Source organism: Streptomyces sp. JLBT605 (assembly GCF_058215555.1).
Genome location: NZ_CM177087.1, coordinates 6,666,722 through 6,683,615 on the forward strand (window position 1 = coordinate 6,666,722; position 16,894 = coordinate 6,683,615).

The window sequence follows — 16,894 nt, forward strand, 5'->3', positions numbered from 1 at the left end:
TCGCGGCCCAGGCCGCGCCGCGGCGGGGGACACCTGGCGAGGACGGTGCCTTCAGGACTTGCCGCGCCCGCTGAGCGCGTCGCGGGCCCGGTCCACCAGGCCCATGCCGGGCGCGAGGAGCTTGTTGGCGGGCGGGGTGTGGGGTGCGGCGGGGTGCGGACGCGTCGGCGCCATCTTCTTCGCCTGCCGCACCCGGTCGCCCAGCTTCTCCAGGAAGTCCTCGGCGCAGGCCCCGCGCAGCAGCGTGAACAGCCGCTGCTCCTCGTCCTGCACATGGGCGGTGACCTCGTTCATCAGCTGGGTGACGAGGCCGTCGAACGCGGAGTCGGTGGCCTCCCGCCGCTCCAGCTCCTTCAGGAGCTTCTCCACCCGCGCGTGGTCGGCGAGCTCCTTGTCCGCCAGGGCGTTCCCCTCCTCGACGTGTTCGCGCACCGCCGGATACAGGTACTGCTCCTCCGCGACGGCGTGCCGCACCAGCTCGATCGTGACCTCGTTGACCAGCCGCTTGCGCTCGGGGTCACCGGGCAGCACCGACCGGATGCGTTCGAACAGCCCTTCCACCTCCCGGTGGTCGGAGGTCAGTTCCGCGATCACGTCTCCGCCATGAGCCATGGTCTTCCACCTTCCGTAGGGTCCAGCGCGGGTGGGCCCGGGCCGCCGGGCGGGCCCCGGTGGCGGCCGGAGCCTCGCCGCACGGGCGCACGGCTCGCCGCACCGGGCGCAGAGGGACAGCGGACCTCACTCACTGGGCGTGCCCGCCCGAATGGACCGCCCGTGGGCGTGTCGGCCGGCCCGCGCCGGCGGGCAGCGGCTGATACCGGCGGGCAGCGGCGGCCCGGCCCTACGGCGGCGGGCCAGGCGGTGCCGGCGGTGTTCAGGCGGTACGGGGCGGGTCAGGCGGTACGGGGCGGCTCAGGCGGTGTGGGCCGGGCCGGTTCCGAGGAGCTCCACGAGCTGGGCCCGGTGCAGCCGGGCGACCCGGGCCATCAGGTCGGGATGGCGCAGCAGGCGGGTGGCGAGGTGGTCGTGCTCACCCGGCGCGGTCAGACGGCCGAATTCCACGGTGGCCGTCGAGCCGTGCTCGCTGCCTGCCGCCGCGGCCACCGCCGCCCGGGCCAGTGCGGGATCGGTGAGCAGGCAGGCGGCCCAGCTGGCCACCACCTCGTCCACCCAGGAGCGCCAGGCGTCAGCCTCCGGATCGGGCGGCACGGCGTCCGCGCCCGCCTGCCCGTCCAGCCGGTCGGAGCCGCCCGGCCCGAGCAGGGCCACCAGCCCGGCGTCCATCGAGGTGGGGTAGCGGAGCCAGGCGGCGACCGTCACCGCCTGGCGGGCCTGGGCCTCGGCGAGCGCCGCGCTCAGCGGGCCGCCGACCGGGGGATAGGCGCGCAGCAGCCACTGGGTGGTCGCCGCGATGACGGAAGTGAGCTCCACGTGCATGGCGTGGCGGACCCTCCTTCCCAGCGCCGGAGAGCCCCGGGCCGGTGGGGGCGCTCAGCCGCACCCTGGCCATGAGCCACCGGTCCGGGCGTCACCGGGCCTCGCGGGTGCTGCGCCGGTTGGCCTTGCGGATCGCCTCCAGCAGCTGAGGCTTGTCCATGGTCGAGCGGCCCTCGATGTCCAGCCGCTTCGCGATGCCGTACAGATGCGCCTTGCTGGCCTGCTCGTCGACGCCCTCCCCGCTGCGGCCGCCCACCTGCCGGGGCCGTGCGCCGAGCGGGTCCGACGGGCCCTTCCGGCCGCCTTCCTTGCGCTCCCAGTGGTCGCCGACCTTCTCGTACGTGTGCTTGAGCGCGGCGAACGCCACCCGGTGGGAGCGTTCGCCCTCTCCGTACTGCTCCACCGCCGCGTCATGCGCCTTGATCCAGGTGCGCTGGGCGTCCCTGGGCGAGCGTTCCAGCGTCGACGGCAGTTCCTGCTCCCCTGGCATGCCGATTCACCTCCGGTCTGCCGGTACGGGTCCCCGGCATCGGCCCGGTGAAACCGGCCCTGGCTACGCGGTGGCCGGAGCGAGCGCGGCCGGACGGCCGCGCAGGGCGGCGCCCGCGCCGATCGAGGCCGCGATGATCAGCCCGCCGACGACCAGCGCCCCGCGGGCACCGGCCAGCTCCATCAGCAGTCCCAGCAGCGGCGGCCCGGCCAGCCCCCACAGGGTGCTCGCGCTGCGCCACACACCCAGCACCCGTCCGCGCATGTGCGCCGGCGGGTCGGTCTGGAGCACGGTGGTGCCGGCGGTGTCGGAGATCGACTCGACCACGGCCATCGGCAGCACCAGGATCAGCAGCACCGACATGGAAGGCGAGAGACCGGCCACCATCTGGAGCACCGCACCGGCGGCCGCCAGTCCGGCCACCAGCCGCACCGAGGGGCTGCGCAGCCGGGCGGCGAGCACCGCGCCGACGATGCCACCGGCGGCCAGCACCGAGGAGACCATGCCGAAGGCACCCTCGCCGCCGCCCAGCGGGCCGGTGACGAGGACGGCCAGCGTCAGCTGGTAGTTCCGTCCGAAGATCGCGCTCAGCCCGGTGACCACGGCCAGGGCCACCAGGCGGGGGCGGCGCCGGAAGAAGGACAGGCCCTCGCGGGCGGTCATGCCGGTCTCCGGCTTCCCCGGCCGCTCGGAGGCGGTCTTCCCCGGTCGCGCGGACGGGGCCTTCGCCTCGGCCGGGCCGTGCTCCGCCCCTGGCACCAGGACGAGGAACGGGATGACCGCGGCGACGAAGAGGAACGACAGCCCGTTCGCCGCGTAGGCGGCCTGGGTGCCGAGGAAGGCGACGACCACGCCCGCCGCGGCCGTGCCCGCCAGCCGTCCGACGCTGTGCACCAGTGAGCCCACCGCGATCGCGGACGGCACGTCCTCCTTCGGTACCAGGTCGTTGCCGAGCAGGGCGCAGGCCGGGGCCTCGACCGTGGCGATGAGACCGGTGACGGCGGCCAGCGTCATCAGCACGGCCACATTGAGCTGGTCGAAGGCGACCAGGGCGGCGGTGGTGAAGGCCACCAGGGCCAGGGCCACCTGGCTGACCGCGGCGGTCACCTTCCTGGGCCACCGGTCGACGGCGGCACCGCCCAGCAGCCCCATGAGCAGACCGGGCGCCGCCTGCACCGACAGTGACAGTCCGGTGGCCGCGGCCGATCCGGTGACCTGGAGCACCAGCAGGTTCTGCACGGTCAGCTGCATCCAGGTGCCGGCGTTCGACACCAGATTCGCCAGGGACCACCAGCGCATGCTGCGGTGGCGCAGCGAACGCCACGGGGCGCGGTCCGGGCCGTCGGCCGACCGGCGCCGCCGGAGACGGCGCCGCGGGCCGGGCACCGTGGCCCGGCCGGCGGGCTCGGCTCGGTCGGCGCGATCCGCCTGGGCGGGGATGGTCCGCGCGGTCGCCGGGGTCTTGATGACGACGGTGTCGAGGGTGTCGATGGCTTCGGGGGCCTCGGGGGCCTCGGGGGCCTCGGGGGCCTCGGGGGCCTCGGGGGCCTCGGGGGTGACGTCGCGAGGGGCAGCGTCGGGGCAGGTCACGGTGGCAGTGGACACGGTGAGCACTTCGTGAAGAGCCCAGCAGGCTCGGAAAGCGGAATCGGCGTCTGCGGAGACCGGCGGAGGGCCGCCGGGCAGATGCCGGTTTCGGTCAGTGCTGCGCCGCGGAGCACTGCCTCGCAGTCGTTCTCTTCGCGAGGCTGTCCCGGCCAGCAGTCCTACATGTTCACAGACGAAGGGGCGCAGTGGTCTGTCAATCCACGGCCACGCCCCAACCGAGGGCCTCGGATCCCTTGGTACGCAAGGGATCGGGCACCCTCGGTGAGCTTGACCACACGGTTCGCCAAGGGCCGCGCGGCCGGCGTCCGCCCGCCGGCGACCGGCGCACCGCCGTGCCTGGCGATCACCCCGTCGGAACGCCTGAGCGTCAGGCGTGCAACTCTGCGTCCGCATAGGGGAAATGGCACACTTTCCACAGCTATCGACAGCCATGCTCGGGCATGGGCTGTGATGGGCGGACAGTCGTGATGTGACCTGGATCCCCGCCGGATCCCCCGCCGCAGGAGGAGATGCCCATGCGCGGCTCTCGACGGACGCCGCACTCCACCCCCACCGCGCCCCGCGGCCAGGCCGCACCGGCCGACGGGAGGGGCCGATGACCGGCCGCCGGGACGACCGGGCGCGCGCGGGCCGGCCCGCCCTGCTGGTGCTGCGGGCCCTGGGCCTCGGCGACCTGCTCACCGCGGTACCCGCGCTGCGGGCGCTGCGCCGGGCCCATCCCGACCACGAACTCGTGCTGGCCTCCCCGGCCCGGCTTGCCGACGCGGCCGCGGCGACCGGAGTGGTCGACCGCGTACTGCCCACCGCGGCAGGCCCCGGCCGACCGGTGCCGCAGGCCCTCGACTGGTCCGGCCCGCCGCCCGAGGTCGCCGTGGACCTGCACGGCAACGGTCCGCCCAGCCACCGGCTCCTGCGCTCCCTTGCCCCGGCCCGGCTGCTCGCCTACGCGCACGCCGAGACCCCGGACATCCCCGGGCCCGAATGGCGGGAGGACGAGCACGAGCGCGCCCGCTGGTGCCGCCTGGTCGCCTGGTACGGCGTCCCCGCCGACCCCGCCGACCTGCGCATCCCGCCTCCGGCGGGTGCCTCCCCGGCGCCCGGAGCGGTCGTGGTCCACCCCGGTGCGGACGCCGCGGCCAGGCGCTGGCCGGCGGAGCGCTTCGCCGCGGTGGCCCACGCCCTGCACGCCGCCGGCCGCCGGGTCGTCGTCACCGCGGGGACCGGCGAAAGCCCGCTGGCCCAGCGCGTCGCCGCGCTGGCCGGCCTTCCCCCGGCCGCCGTGCTGGGCGGGGCCGCGGACGTGCCGTTCGCGGACCTCGCGGCGCTGGTCGGCCAGGCCCGGGCCGTGATCGCCGGGGACACCGGGCTCGCGCACCTCGCCAGCGCCCTCGGCACCCCCTCGGTGACCCTCTTCGGACCGGTGGCCCCCCGGCTGTGGGGGCCGCCCGCGGACCACCGGCACCAGGTGCTCTGGCATCCGGACCCGGGCGACCCGCCGCGCCCCGGCGACGCGCACGGCGACCGGCCCGACCAACGGCTGCTGCGCATCACCGCGGCCGAAGTCCTCACCGCCCTGAACCGGCTGCCCGCGGCGGACAGGCCCCCCGCCCCCGTGCCATGAGCGCCGGTCGCCCCCCCGGAATCCGGTCGCCCCCCGGATGCCGCCCGCCGCCCGGAAGCCGGCCGCTCCCCGGATGCCGCCCGCGTGCTGCTCACCGGATGGTTCAGCTTGCTGCACGGCGAAGGTGACGGCGGGCGACATGCTCGCGGCGGACAGCGTGCGGCGGGCGCTGCGCGCGGCGGCCATCGACGTCGGCACCGCCTGGTCGCCGGTGTTCCGGCCGGAGGCGCTGCACCTGGCGGCGGCCGACCCCGCCGACTACACCCACCTGGTCTTCGCCTGCGGGCCGGTGCACTCCACCTCCGCGCCCGGCGCGGGCCCGAGCCCGCTGCTGGAGCTGCACACCCGCTTCGCCCACTGCCACCGCATCGCCGTCGGCGTCTCCGTCCCCGATCCGGACGATCCGGCCCTCACCGCCTTCCACGACGTGCTGCCGCGCGACACCGTGCACGCAGCGGCCGCGGCCGCCGACCTGAGCGTGCACGTCCCCGCACCGACCCGGGTGCCGCCGATCGACGGTGTGATCCTGACGCACGGTCAGCTGGAGTACGGACCGCGCCGGCGCCACGACGAGGCCGCCTCGGCGCTGACCCGGTGGCTGGGCTCCGCCGACGTGGCCACCCTTCCGCTCGACACCCGTCTGGACGCACGCGACTGGCGCCTGCCCTCCACCCCGGACCGACTCCACGCCGTCCTCGCCCGAACGGACGCTGTCGTCACCACCCGGCTGCACGGCATGGTGCTGGCGCTGCGGGCCGGTACCCCGGCGCTGGCCGTCGACCCGGTGACCGGCGGCGCGAAGGTCAGCGCGCAGGCCGCCGCGCTGGACTGGCCGGCCGTGCTGCCCGGCGAGCGGCTGCGGACCACGGACCTGGACCGGCTGCTGTCCTGGTGCCTGTCCCCGCGGGGCCGCGCCCGGGCCGCCCGGCACGCCACGCCGCCCCCGTGCAGCGGCCTGCTGACCGGACTGGTGCGCCGGATCCAGGCAGGCCCCCAGCGGTAGGGGTGTCCCGGCCGCCCGCCCGCGCGGTTGCTGCCTCGAACGGAGGATCTCGCCTCGCAACTCGGGGCATTTCCACCTCATCCTGATGGGGGACCCGGAGAGATCCGCAACCCGGGCGCCCCTGCCCGGAGTCCGCCCGACGAGCCTTGAGGAGACCGCATGAGCACCGCACTCTCGCGCACCTGGCAGCACGCCGTGGTCACCGGCGGCGCGGGATTCGTCGGCTCGCACCTGTGTACCGCCCTACTCGACCAAGGCACGTCGGTGACCTGCGTCGACGACTTCTCCACCGGCTCGCCGGAGAACATAGCCCACTTGCGGGACAGGCCGGGGTTCACCGTCCTCGAGGCCAATGTCGCCGAGCGGTTCGAGACAGGCCCCAACGCCGACCTGGTGCTGCACTTCGCCTCTCCCGCGTCCCCGGCCGACTATCTGCGGCTGCCCCTGCACACCCTGGAGACCGGCAGCCTCGGCACCCGCAACGCCCTGGCGCTGGCCCGGTCCCGCGGCGCCCGCTTCATCCTCGCCTCCACCTCCGAGGTGTACGGCGACCCCCAGCAGCACCCGCAGAGCGAGAACTACTGGGGCAACGTCAACCCGGTCGGTCCGCGCAGCGTCTACGACGAGGCCAAGCGCTTCGGTGAGGCCCTCACCACCGCCGAGGCCGGCAGCCACGGCACCGACACCGGCATCGTGCGCCTGTTCAACACCTATGGGCCGTTCATGCGCGGCCACGACGGCCGGGCCGTCCCCACCTTCATCCGGCAGGCCCTCGCCGGCGACCCGCTCACCGTCACCGGCGACGGAAACCAGACCCGTTCGCTGTGCTACGTCGACGACACCGTCCGAGGCATCCTCGCGGCAGCGGCCTCCGACCTCCGCGGCCCGGTGAACCTGGGCAACCCCACCGAGATCAGCATGCTCGAACTGGCCCGCACCGTCGTGGAACTGACCGGGTCCCGGTCCACGATCACCTTCATCGAGCGGCCGACGGACGACCCGGCGGTCCGCTGCCCGGACATCACCCTGGCCCGCGGCAAGCTCCAGTGGGAGCCGCGCGTGGGGCACCGGGACGGCCTGCGGCGCACCATCTCCTGGTTCCGCGAGCGTCTCGCCGCCTGAACTCGACCGCCGCCCTCCCGCTCCAAGGAACCGGCGCCCCACGCACTTGACGGAAAGGCCGCCAATCCCATGCGCGTTCTCGGCATCAACGCCCTCTTCCACGACCCGGCCGCCGCTCTGGTCATCGACGGCAGGACCGTCGCCGCCGCGGAGGAGGAGCGGTTCTCCCGGCGCAAGCACGGCAAACGCCCGGTCCCCTTCTCGGCCTGGGAACTGCCGGAGAAGGCCGCGGCATGGTGCCTGGAGCAGGCCGGGCTGCGCCCGGCGGACCTCGACGCGGTGACGTACTCCTTCGACCCCGCGCTGGCCCAGCCGGCCGAGCAGATGGGCCTGGACGACCCCTGGGACCACCTCCGCCTCAGCTACGCGGCACAGGCACCGGACTTCCTGCGGACCGTACTGCCGGGCCTGGACCCGGAGATCGTGCGCTTCGTCCCGCACCACATGGCCCACGCGGCCTCCGGAGCCTTCGCCGCCCCCGACGCCGGCTCCTGCGCCGTCCTCGTCCTCGACGGGCGTGGCGAGTCCACCTCGCACCTCGCCGCCCGCCGCGTCCAGGACAAGCTGGAACCCCTCCACGGGCAGCGGCTGCCGCACTCCCTGGGGCTCGTCTACGAGGAGCTCACCGAACACCTCGGATTCCTGCGCTCCAGCGACGAGTTCAAGGTGATGGCGCTCGCCTCGCACGGCACCCCCCGGATGCTGGCCGAACTCCGCCGCCACATCCACCCCACCGGCGACGGCGGCTTCCGCGCCACCGGCGTCCCCTGGCGCGAACTGTGCCCGCCCCGCCGCCCCGACCAGGCGTGGACCCAAGACCACGCCGACCTCGCCGCCAGCGCCCAGGCGTGCCTGGAGGAGACGCTGCTGGACCTGGTGCGCTGGCTGCACGGCCGCACCCACGACACCCTGCTCACCATGGCCGGGGGAGTCGCCCTCAACTGCGTGGCCAACGCGCGGATCGCCCGCGAAGGCCCCTTCGACCGGGTCTGGGTGCAGCCGGCCGCCGGCGACGCCGGCACCGCACTGGGCGGGGCGCTGCTGCACGCCGCCGACGGCGGTGACCAGCCGCTGCCGATGCCCGGCGCCGACCTCGGCCGCGGCTGGTCCGACGCCGAGATCGAAGCCTGGCTGAAGACGGCCGCGGTGCCCTTCGAACGCTGCGAGGACATCGCCGAGACCGTCGCCGAGGCGCTGGCCGGCAACGCCATCGTGGCCTGGTTCCAGGGGCGTTCGGAGTACGGGCCCAGGGCGCTGGGGCACCGCTCGCTGCTGGCCCACCCCGGCCACTCGGGCAACCTCGAACGGCTCAACGACGTCAAGGGCCGCGAGCAGTTCCGTCCGGTCGCGCCCATGGTGCTCGCCGACCGGGCGGACCGGATCTTCGACGGACCGCTGCCCAGCCCGTACATGCTCTTCGTGCACGACGTCGCCCCGCGCTGGCGGACGCGCATCCCCGCCGTCGTCCACGTCGACGGCACCGCGCGCATCCAGACCGTCGACGCCGCGAGCGAACCGCTGGTGGCCAGGATGCTCGCCGCGTTCGAGCGCCGCACCGGGCTGCCGGTCGTCGTCAACACCAGCCTCAACACGGCCGGCCGGCCCATGGTGGACGATCCCCGGGACGCCCTGGAGTGCTTCGGCTCGGCGCCGGTCGACCTGCTCGCCATCGGACCGTTCGCCATCCGCCGCCGCGACTTCTTCGCCACGCGGGCGCCGGACGCGGGCCACACGGCGAAGACCCTCCCCACGGCCTCCGCGGTGGCCGCGGCGTCCGCCGCCAGGGACGCCTTCGCCGCCCTCTCCGGCCACGAACGCATGGCCGACGCCGACGGCCACCCGCTGCGCCTGGCCCCGGACGAGGGCGGGAGCACCCGATGAGCCCGGCCGGAACCGGCAGCACCGACTACGCCGTCGTCATCCCCACGCTCGGCAGGCCGAGTCTGGCCGTCTGCCTGAAGGCGCTCGCGGCCGCGCCGGGGCCGCGGCCGGCCCGCGTCGTCCTCGTCGACGACCGGCCGCCGGACGCCTGCGACCCGCTCCCGGTGCCGGTGCCCGAGGCGCTGCGGGACCGCGTCGAGACCGTCTCCGGCTGCGCCCACGGCCCGGCCGCCGCGCGGAACACCGGCTGGCGGGCCGCCCCGGAGACGACCTGGGTGGTCTTCCTCGACGACGACGTGGTGCCCGGCCCCTCCTGGGCCGCCGACCTCGCCGCCGACCTCGCCGCGGCGACCCCGGGCACCGCCGGTGTCGCCGCGCGTATCACCGTCCCGCTGCCCTGCGAGCGCAGGCCCACCGACTGGGAACGCAACACCGCCGGGCTCGCGACCGCCCGCTGGATCACCGCCGACATGGCCTACCGCCGCTCCGCGCTGGAGGCCGTCGGCGGCTTCGACGAGCGGTTCCCGCGCGCCTTCCGGGAGGACGCGGATCTGGCCCTGCGGGTGCTCGCGGCCGGCTGGACACTGGCCACCGGCAGCCGCCGCACCACGCATCCGGTGCGCCCCGCCGACCGCTGGGTCTCCGTACGGCTCCAAGCGGGCAACGCCGACGACGTGCTGATGACCCGCCGGCACGGCCGGGACTGGTGGGACCGGGCGGGCGCACCGCGCGGCCGCCTGCCCGGGCACCTGGCCGTCACCGCCGCGGCCACGGCCGCACTGGGCTGCGCCGCGGCCCGCCGCTTCCGCCCCGCCGCCGCCTGCGCGGCCCTCTGGCTCGCCGGCACCGCCGAGTTCGGCTGGGCGCGGATCGCCCCGGGGCCCCGGACCCGCGCCGAGATCTCCACCATGCTCCTGACCAGCGCCCTCATCCCGCCGGTGGCCACCGGCCACTGGCTGCGGGGCCTGATCCGCCACCGGCACACCGAACGCCACGCGCCGCCGGAGACCGCCGGGCCGGTGCGGGAGCGGCCCGGCGCGGCCCGGGAACGGGTGTAGCCGATGGACACCCACCCCCGTTCGCGGCCCCGAGCCGCCGCTCACCACCAGACGCCCGGCACGTGCCCCGCCTGCCCGACCCGCGCCGATGGCCCCGGCGGCCGTGCTGTCCTTTCCGCGGACCGTGCCGGTCTGCCTGGCGGCCGTGCCGGTCTGTCTGGCGACCCTGCCGGCCTGCCTGCGGGCCGTGCCGCCTTGCCTGGCGACTGCGTCGGCTTGTACGGCGACCGCGCCGCCGTGCCTGGGGACCGTGCTGCCCTGCCCGCCGACCGCGCCGGTCTGCCCGGCGGCCCGGGCCTCCGGCCGGATGGGCCGGCTCCCGGTCCGGATGGGCCGGCTCTCGGACCGGAGGGACTGGCCCCCGGGCCGGACGAGCCGGCCCCCGGGCCGGAGTGGCTGCCCACCGGGCCGGAGGGTCTGCCGCCGAGGCGAGATGGTCTGCTCCCCGGGCCGGACGTGCCGCGCACGCTGACGGACGGGCCGCGCCTCTTCGCGGAGCGGCCCGGGACGACCCCGCCCGGGCCCTGGTTGTACGTCCCGGGGCCCGGTGCGGCCGGCACCGGGCGGCCCCCGGCGTCGCCGAGCGGGACCGACGAGGAACTGCCGCAGGCTGTGCTCTTCGACCGGGACGGCACGCTGGTCGCCGACGTGCCGTACAACGGCGACCCGGAGCGGGTCCGTCCGATGGAGTCGGCGCTCGCCGCGGTGCGGGCCGTCCGCGCCCGAGGCATCCCCGTCGGCGTGGTCAGCAACCAGTCCGGGGTGGCGCGCGGGCTGCTGACCCGCGATCAGGTGGAGGCGGTGCAGCGGCGGGTGGAGCGGCTGCTGGGCCCGTTCGACGTCTGGGCGGTGTGCCCGCACGGGCCCGGCGACGGGTGCGGCTGCCGCAAGCCCGCCCCCGGACTCGTCCTCGCCGCCTGCCGACGGCTCGGTGTCTCCCCGTCCCGCACCGTCGTCATCGGCGACATCGGCGCCGACCTCGCCGCGGCCCGCGCCGCCGGCGCGCGCGGGGTGCTGGTGCCGACGTCCGTGACCCGCCCGGCGGAGACCGCCGAGGCGAAGGAGTGCGCCGAGGACCTGCTCGGCGCCGTCCGGCTGGTGCTGGCCGGGCGCCGCCCGCCCGGGGGCGGGTCATGACCGGCCCGCGCACCCTGGTCGTCCGGCTGGACAGCGCCGGCGACGTCCTGCTGGCCGGCCCCGCGGTACGCGCGGTCGCCGCGAGCTCCTCCCACACCACCCTGCTCTGCGGCCCGCTGGGTGAACCCGCGGCACGGCTGCTGCCGGGGGTCGACGAGATCCTGGTGCACGACGCGCCCTGGGTGGGACTGCGGCCCGCGCCCGTCAGCCGGGCCGCCACCGACGCCCTGATCGACACCCTGGCGGCCGGCCGCTTCGACCGGGCGCTGATCCTCGTCTCCTACCACCAGAGCCCGCTGCCGGCCGCGCTGCTGCTCAAGCTGGCCGGCATCCCCTGGACGGGGGCCGACAGCGAGGACTACCCCGGCGCCCTGCTGGAGTTGCGGCACCACCGCGCGCCGTACCGCCACGAGGCCGAGGCGGCGCTGGACCTCGCCCGGGCCGCCGGCTTCACCCTGCCGCCCGGCGACGACGGGGCGCTGCGGGTCGTCGACCCGCCCGACACCAGCCACCTCACCGGCCCCGGCCCGTACGTCGTCCTGCACCCCGGGGCGGCGGTCCCGGCCCGCGCCTGGAGCGCCGAGCGGGCCGCGCGCGCCGCCGCCGCGCTGGCCGCCGCGGGCCACCGGGTGGTGGTCACCGGGGCCGCGGGGGAGAAGGAACTCACCGCCAAGGTCGCCGGCGACCACTCACTCGACCTGGGCGGGCGCACCGACGCGCACCAGCTGGCCGGGGTGCTCGCCGGGGCCCGGGCCGTGGTCGTCGGCAACACCGGACCGGCGCACCTGGCCGCCGCGGTGGGCACCCCGGTGGCCTGTCTGTTCGCGCCGGTGGTCCCGGCCGCCCTGTGGGCCCCGTACGGCGTGCCGCACGTGCTCCTCGGCGACCAGCGCGCACCCTGCGCGGGCAGCCGGGCCCGGCGCTGCCCGGTGCCCGGCCACCCCTGCCTCGACGCGGTACCCGACTGCGCGGTGGTGGCCGCGGTACGGGTGCTGGCCGCGGGGGCGGACCACGGCCGCCCGCCGGCCGCCACCGACCGAACATCGGACACCGAACGAGGGGCGAGCGTATGAACATCCTGCTGTGGCATGTGCACGGCTCCTGGACGACCGCGTTCGTCCAGGGCCCGCACACCTATCTGGTGCCGGTCACCGAGGACCGCGGGCCGGACGGGCTCGGCCGGGCCCGCACCTTCTCCTGGCCGGACTCGGTACGCGAGCTGACGCCGGAGCAGCTGCGCGACGAGCCGGTCGACCTGGTCATCCTCCAGCGGCCGCACGAGGTGGAGCTCGCCACCCGCTGGCTGGGCGGCCGCCGCCCGGGCCGCGACCTGCCGGCCGTCTACCTGGAGCACAACGCGCCGGACGGCGACGTACCGCGCACCCGGCACCCGTTCGCCGACCGCGACGACCTGACCCTGGTGCACGTCACCCACTTCAACCGGCTGTTCTGGGACAACGGCTCCACCCGCACCGAGGTGATCGAACACGGCATCGTCGACCCCGGCCACCAGTACACCGGCCGGCTGGCGCGCGCCGCGGTCGTGATCAACGAACCGGTGCGCCGTGGCCGGACCGTCGGCTGCGACCTGCTGCCCGCCCTGGCGGCCGCCGCCCCGCTGGACGTCTTCGGCATGCGCACCGAGGACCTCCCCGCGCACCTGGGCCTGACCTCGGACTGCTGCCGCACCGCCGACCTGCCGCAGAGCGAACTGCACACCGCGATGGCCGAGCGCCGCGTCTACCTCCACCCGGTGCGCTGGACCTCGCTGGGACTGTCCCTGCTGGAGGCCATGCACCTGGGCATGCCGGTGGTCGCCCTGGCCACCACCGAGGTCACCGAGGCCGTACCCGCCGGGGCCGGGACCCTGTCCAACCGGCCGCAGACCCTGGCCCGGGCCATCCGCACCTACCTGCACGAGCCGGAGGCGGCCGCCGAGGACGGCGCCCGGGCCCGCCAGGCGGCGCTCGGCCGGTACGGCCTCAAACGCTTTCTCCACGACTGGGAACGCCTGTTGACGGAGGTACGCACATGACCGCCCTCGGTACCACCGGCCTGTCCATCGCGCTGGTCTCCGAGCACGCCAGCCCGCTCGCGACCCTGGGCGGAGTCGACGCGGGCGGGCAGAACGTCCATGTGGCGCGCCTCGCCGGCGCGCTGGCGGACCGCGGGCACCGCGTCACCGTCTACACCCGGCGGGACAGCACCGACCTGCCCGCCCGGGTCCCGCTGCGGCCGGGGGTCCAGGTCCAGCACGTCCCGGCCGGGCCCGCCGAGCACATACCCAAGGACGCGCTGCTGCCGTACATGGTGTCCTTCGGGCGCTTCCTGGCCGAGGAGTGGCGGCTGCGGCCACCCGACGTCGTCCACTCGCACTTCTGGATGTCCGGCCTCGCCGCGCTGCGGGCGACGCGCGCCCGCGGCCTGCCGCTCGCCCACACCTATCACGCCCTGGGCACCGTCAAACGCCGTCACCAGCGGGACGCCGACACCAGCCCGCCCAGCCGCGTCCGGCACGAGACCCAGGTGGGCCAGGGCTGCCGGCGCATCATCGCCACCTGCCACGACGAGGTCGCGGAACTGACCTGGATGGGCATCCCCGGGGAACGGATCAGCGTGGTGCCCTGCGGAGTCGACACCGACCACTTCACCCCCAACGGGCTGACCGCCCGCCGCGGCCCGCACCGCCACCAACTCCTCCAGATCGGCCGGTTGGTGCCGCGGAAGGGAGCCGCGGTCTCCATCGCCGCCCTCGCCCAGCTGCCCGACGCCGAACTGGTGATCGCCGGCGGCCCGCCGGCGGACCGGCTGGAGGAGGATCCCGAGGTGCGGCGGCTGCGCGCCCTCGCCCGGGAGGCCGGGGTGGCGGACCGGGTCCGCTTCACCGGCGGCGTTCCTCCCAGGGAGGTCCCGGCTTTGCTGCGCGCCGCGGATGTGGTGCTGTGCCCGGCGGACTACGAGCCGTTCGGCATCGTGCCGCTGGAGGCGATGTCCTGCGGCACCCCGGTCGTCGCCAGCGCCGTCGGCGGCCAACTGGACACCGTCTCCGACCCGGAGACCGGCCGGCTCGTCCCGCCCGGCGACGCCAAGGCCCTGGCGCGCGCCACCGCCGAACTCCTCGGCGACCGCGAACGGCGCCTCGCCTGCGGCGCGGCGGGCCGCCGACGGGTCGTCACCCACTACCGCTGGGAGAAGGTCGCGGCCGCCACCGAAGGCTGCTACCTGGACATCCTCGCCCGGCGACCCGCCGTGACAGGAGCGGCCTGACCCGACGTACGCCCCGGTCCACGCCGCCGAATCCTCAACTCCGAAGGAGGTGCGGGCACCGCCGGCGTCCGAACGGGACACGGCCGCCCGATCAGCCATGAGCCATTCCGCAAGCCCACCGAGCCCGTCCAGCCCGTCGAGCCCCTCGAGCCCCTCGGACCCGTCAGGCCCCACCAGCCCGTCGAGCCGGTCGAGCCCGGCGAGCGCGTCGAGTCCCCCTACGAGGCCGCCCACCAGCACTGCCAGTCGCTCCAGGACGCGCTCGGCCGCTTCCGCCGGCACAGCCTGCCCCGGATCGCGGAGTGGGGCGCCCACCTCGCCGCCGTACTGCCCGTCGGCGGGCGGCCGCTGGCCGCCGGAAACGGCGGCAGCGCGGCCCAGGCCCAGCACCTGACCGCCGAACTGGTCGGCCGCTACCAGCAGGACCGGCCCGCGTACTCCGCCATCGCCCTGCACGCCGAGACCTCCAGTGTGACCGCCATCGGCAACGACTACGGCTTCGACCAGGTCTACGCCCGGCAGGTCGCGGCGCACGGTCGCCCCGGAGACGTCCTCGTGCTGCTCTCCACCTCCGGCCGCAGCGCCAACCTCCTCGCCGCCGCCGAGACCGGCCGGGCCGCCGGGCTGCGGGTGTGGGCGATGACCGGCCCGCGGCCCAACCCGCTGGCCGCGGCGGCCCACGAGACCGTGTCCATCGACGCGGACAGCACCGCCACCGTCCAGGAGGCCCACCTCCTCGCGGTGCACCTGCTCTGCGAGACCCTGGACGCCGCCGGCGCCCGCCCCACCGCCCGGAGGTGCCCGTGAGCACCCGGCAGCCCCTGGTGATCGTCGGAGACGTCCTGCTGGACCGGGACATCGAGGGCGTCTCCTCACGGCTGGCACCCGACGCGCCCGCCCCGGTGGTGGACGTCACCGGCAGCCGGACCCGCCCCGGCGGCGCAGGCCTGGCCGCCGCGCTCGCCGCCCGCGGCGGACGCGAGGTGGTCCTCGTCACCGCGCTCGGAGACGACCCGGCCAGCGGCACCGTCCGCCGCGCGCTGCGCCGCGTGGTCCGGCTGGTGGAGATCCCGCTGAGCGGATCGCTGCCGGTCAAGACCCGGGTCATCGCCGGCGGCCGCCCGCTGGTGCGGGTGGACCGCGGCGGCGGCTCGCCCGGGGCGCCCAACGACGACGTGCGCACCGCACTGGCCGAGGCGGGCACCGTACTCGTCGCCGACTACGGCCAGGGCGCGGCGAGCACGGTCCGGGACCACCTGGCCGACGCCGCGCACCGGATGCCGCTGCTGTGGGACCCGCACCCCAAGGGCACCGAGCCGTCGCCGGGGCCCGGCTGATCACCCCCAACGCGGCCGAGGCCTGCGCGCTGTGCCCGGACGACGACGAGTCGCTGCGCGCCTACGCGCTGCGCGGTACCCGGCTGGCCTCCCGGTGGCAGGCCGCCGCCGTGGCGGTGACCCTCGGCGAGCGCGGCGTGCTGCTGGCGCGCGCCGGAACCGACACACCCATGCTCATGCCGGTGCCCTACCGGGCCACCGGCGACCCGTGCGGCGCCGGCGACTGCTTCGCCACCACGGCGGCCTGGGCCCTGGCCGACGGAGCGCTGCCCGAGGAGGCCGTGCAGCGCGCCGTCGCCGAGGCCGCGGCCTTCGTCGCGGCCGGCGGCGCGGGCAACCGCTCCCTGTGGCACGGCCCGCGGGCCGAGCCCGCCCGTCCGGTGCGGGAGACCGACCCGTTCGCCCTCGCCGAGTCAGTCCGCGCCCGCGGCGGCACGGTGGTGGCCACCGGAGGCTGCTTCGACCTGCTCCACGCCGGCCATGTGGGCCTGCTGGAAAGCGCTCGCAGGATCGGCGACTGCCTCATCGTCTGCATCAACTCCGACGAGTCCGTCACCCGGCTCAAGGGCCCCGGCCGCCCCCTCACCCTCGCCGCCGACCGCGCCCGGGTGCTCGCCGGCCTCGGCAGCGTCGACGCGGTCGCCGTCTTCTGCGAGGACTCCCCGGAGGAACTGCTGCGCCGGCTGCGCCCGGATGTGTGGGTCAAGGGCGGGGACTACGCCGTCGACGCCCTGCCGGAGGCCGAGACCCTGCACGAATGGGGCGGCCAGGCGCTCGTGCTGCCCTACCTCGACGGGCGGTCGACCACCGCGCTGGCCGAGCGGGCCGCCCGTGCCGCGGCCGCCACCGCCAGGCCGGGCGGCCGGCCATGACCGGCCCCGCCGCCGGCCGCCGCGGACCGCACCCCGCACCCCCCCGCGAGCCACCCGGCGG

The 16,894-nt window shown here is 76.3% G+C and carries 13 protein-coding genes and 2 pseudogenes; 11 read left to right on the forward strand and 4 right to left on the reverse strand.

What is annotated here, in order from left to right; genetic code table 11:
* Positions 1-51: 51 nt before the first annotated feature.
* The 4 genes from AC4BDD_RS28855 to AC4BDD_RS28870 form a co-directional block, all read right to left on the reverse strand.
* Positions 52-612, reverse strand: coding sequence for a hemerythrin domain-containing protein (locus AC4BDD_RS28855; RefSeq protein ID WP_490688407.1), 561 nt, complete (start codon positions 610-612; stop codon positions 52-54).
* 300 nt (positions 613-912) lie between these two features.
* Positions 913-1,437, reverse strand: coding sequence for a hypothetical protein (locus AC4BDD_RS28860; RefSeq protein ID WP_490688408.1), 525 nt, complete (start codon positions 1,435-1,437; stop codon positions 913-915).
* Between the two features lie 91 nt (positions 1,438-1,528).
* Complete coding sequence (locus tag AC4BDD_RS28865) at positions 1,529-1,927, reverse strand: ChaB family protein (protein ID WP_490688409.1); 399 nt, start codon at positions 1,925-1,927, stop codon at positions 1,529-1,531.
* A 63-nt stretch (positions 1,928-1,990) separates the two neighbouring features.
* The gene (locus AC4BDD_RS28870) at positions 1,991-3,226 is read right to left on the reverse strand and encodes an MFS transporter (protein ID WP_490691971.1); all 1,236 of its coding nucleotides are present in this window, start codon (positions 3,224-3,226) and stop codon (positions 1,991-1,993) included.
* Positions 3,227-4,130: 904 nt separating this feature from the next.
* Here AC4BDD_RS28870 and AC4BDD_RS28875 point away from each other — a divergent pair.
* The 11 genes and pseudogenes from AC4BDD_RS28875 to rfaE2 all read left to right on the forward strand — a co-directional run bounded on the left by AC4BDD_RS28875 (position 4,131) and on the right by rfaE2 (position 16,833).
* Positions 4,131-5,156, forward strand: coding sequence for a glycosyltransferase family 9 protein (locus AC4BDD_RS28875; RefSeq protein WP_490688410.1), 1,026 nt, complete (start codon positions 4,131-4,133; stop codon positions 5,154-5,156).
* A 139-nt stretch (positions 5,157-5,295) separates the two neighbouring features.
* Positions 5,296-6,159 carry a polysaccharide pyruvyl transferase family protein gene (locus tag AC4BDD_RS28880; protein ID WP_490688411.1) on the forward strand — a complete coding sequence of 288 codons (864 nt, stop codon included), beginning with the start codon at positions 5,296-5,298 and terminating at the stop codon, positions 6,157-6,159.
* A gap of 159 nt (positions 6,160-6,318) precedes the next feature.
* Complete coding sequence (locus tag AC4BDD_RS28885) at positions 6,319-7,281, forward strand: NAD-dependent epimerase/dehydratase family protein (protein WP_490688412.1); 963 nt, start codon at positions 6,319-6,321, stop codon at positions 7,279-7,281.
* Between the two features lie 69 nt (positions 7,282-7,350).
* Positions 7,351-9,162 (forward strand): carbamoyltransferase family protein, encoded by a 1,812-nt coding sequence (locus AC4BDD_RS28890; RefSeq protein ID WP_490688413.1) that lies wholly within the window; start codon positions 7,351-7,353, stop codon positions 9,160-9,162.
* Positions 9,159-10,220: a glycosyltransferase family 2 protein gene (locus tag AC4BDD_RS28895; protein WP_490688414.1), complete on the forward strand. Its 1,062-nt coding sequence runs from the start codon at positions 9,159-9,161 to the stop codon at positions 10,218-10,220. Before AC4BDD_RS28890 ends, AC4BDD_RS28895 begins: the two co-directional genes overlap by 4 nt.
* Before the next feature lie 237 nt (positions 10,221-10,457).
* Positions 10,458-11,357, forward strand: coding sequence for a D-glycero-alpha-D-manno-heptose-1,7-bisphosphate 7-phosphatase (locus tag AC4BDD_RS28900; RefSeq protein ID WP_490688415.1), 900 nt, complete (start codon positions 10,458-10,460; stop codon positions 11,355-11,357).
* Positions 11,354-12,430, forward strand: coding sequence for a glycosyltransferase family 9 protein (locus AC4BDD_RS28905; protein WP_490688416.1), 1,077 nt, complete (start codon positions 11,354-11,356; stop codon positions 12,428-12,430). The genes AC4BDD_RS28900 and AC4BDD_RS28905 overlap by 4 nt, the downstream gene beginning before the upstream one ends.
* Positions 12,427-13,392 (forward strand): glycosyltransferase, encoded by a 966-nt coding sequence (locus AC4BDD_RS28910; protein WP_490688417.1) that lies wholly within the window; start codon positions 12,427-12,429, stop codon positions 13,390-13,392. The genes AC4BDD_RS28905 and AC4BDD_RS28910 overlap by 4 nt, the downstream gene beginning before the upstream one ends.
* The gene (locus AC4BDD_RS28915; protein ID WP_490688418.1) at positions 13,389-14,624 is read left to right on the forward strand and encodes a glycosyltransferase; all 1,236 of its coding nucleotides are present in this window, start codon (positions 13,389-13,391) and stop codon (positions 14,622-14,624) included. The genes AC4BDD_RS28910 and AC4BDD_RS28915 overlap by 4 nt, the downstream gene beginning before the upstream one ends.
* 222 nt (positions 14,625-14,846) lie before the next feature.
* Positions 14,847-15,431, forward strand: a pseudogene (locus AC4BDD_RS28920) (D-sedoheptulose-7-phosphate isomerase); the annotation flags it as partial.
* A pseudogene (gene rfaE2 / locus AC4BDD_RS28925) lies at positions 15,428-16,833 on the forward strand (D-glycero-beta-D-manno-heptose 1-phosphate adenylyltransferase). The pseudogenes AC4BDD_RS28920 and rfaE2, both read left to right, overlap by 4 nt.
* The last annotated feature ends 61 nt before the right edge of the window (positions 16,834-16,894 follow it).

Excerpts from the sequence above, each read along its gene's own strand:
- AC4BDD_RS28895 (WP_490688414.1), top strand. The coding sequence starts at position 9,159 with ATGAGCCCGGCCGGAACCGGCAGCACCGACTACGCCGTCGTCATCCCC.
- AC4BDD_RS28870 (WP_490691971.1), bottom strand. The coding sequence starts at position 3,226 with ATGCGCTGGTGGTCCCTGGCGAATCTGGTGTCGAACGCCGGCACCTGG.
- AC4BDD_RS28915 (WP_490688418.1), top strand. The coding sequence starts at position 13,389 with ATGACCGCCCTCGGTACCACCGGCCTGTCCATCGCGCTGGTCTCCGAG.
- AC4BDD_RS28885 (WP_490688412.1), top strand. The coding sequence starts at position 6,319 with ATGAGCACCGCACTCTCGCGCACCTGGCAGCACGCCGTGGTCACCGGC.
- AC4BDD_RS28880 (WP_490688411.1), top strand. The coding sequence starts at position 5,296 with ATGCTCGCGGCGGACAGCGTGCGGCGGGCGCTGCGCGCGGCGGCCATC.
- AC4BDD_RS28875 (WP_490688410.1), top strand. The coding sequence starts at position 4,131 with ATGACCGGCCGCCGGGACGACCGGGCGCGCGCGGGCCGGCCCGCCCTG.
- AC4BDD_RS28860 (WP_490688408.1), bottom strand. The coding sequence starts at position 1,437 with ATGCACGTGGAGCTCACTTCCGTCATCGCGGCGACCACCCAGTGGCTG.
- AC4BDD_RS28905 (WP_490688416.1), top strand. The coding sequence starts at position 11,354 with ATGACCGGCCCGCGCACCCTGGTCGTCCGGCTGGACAGCGCCGGCGAC.
- AC4BDD_RS28890 (WP_490688413.1), top strand. The coding sequence starts at position 7,351 with ATGCGCGTTCTCGGCATCAACGCCCTCTTCCACGACCCGGCCGCCGCT.
- AC4BDD_RS28855 (WP_490688407.1), bottom strand. The coding sequence starts at position 612 with ATGGCTCATGGCGGAGACGTGATCGCGGAACTGACCTCCGACCACCGG.
- AC4BDD_RS28865 (WP_490688409.1), bottom strand. The coding sequence starts at position 1,927 with ATGCCAGGGGAGCAGGAACTGCCGTCGACGCTGGAACGCTCGCCCAGG.
- AC4BDD_RS28910 (WP_490688417.1), top strand. The coding sequence starts at position 12,427 with ATGAACATCCTGCTGTGGCATGTGCACGGCTCCTGGACGACCGCGTTC.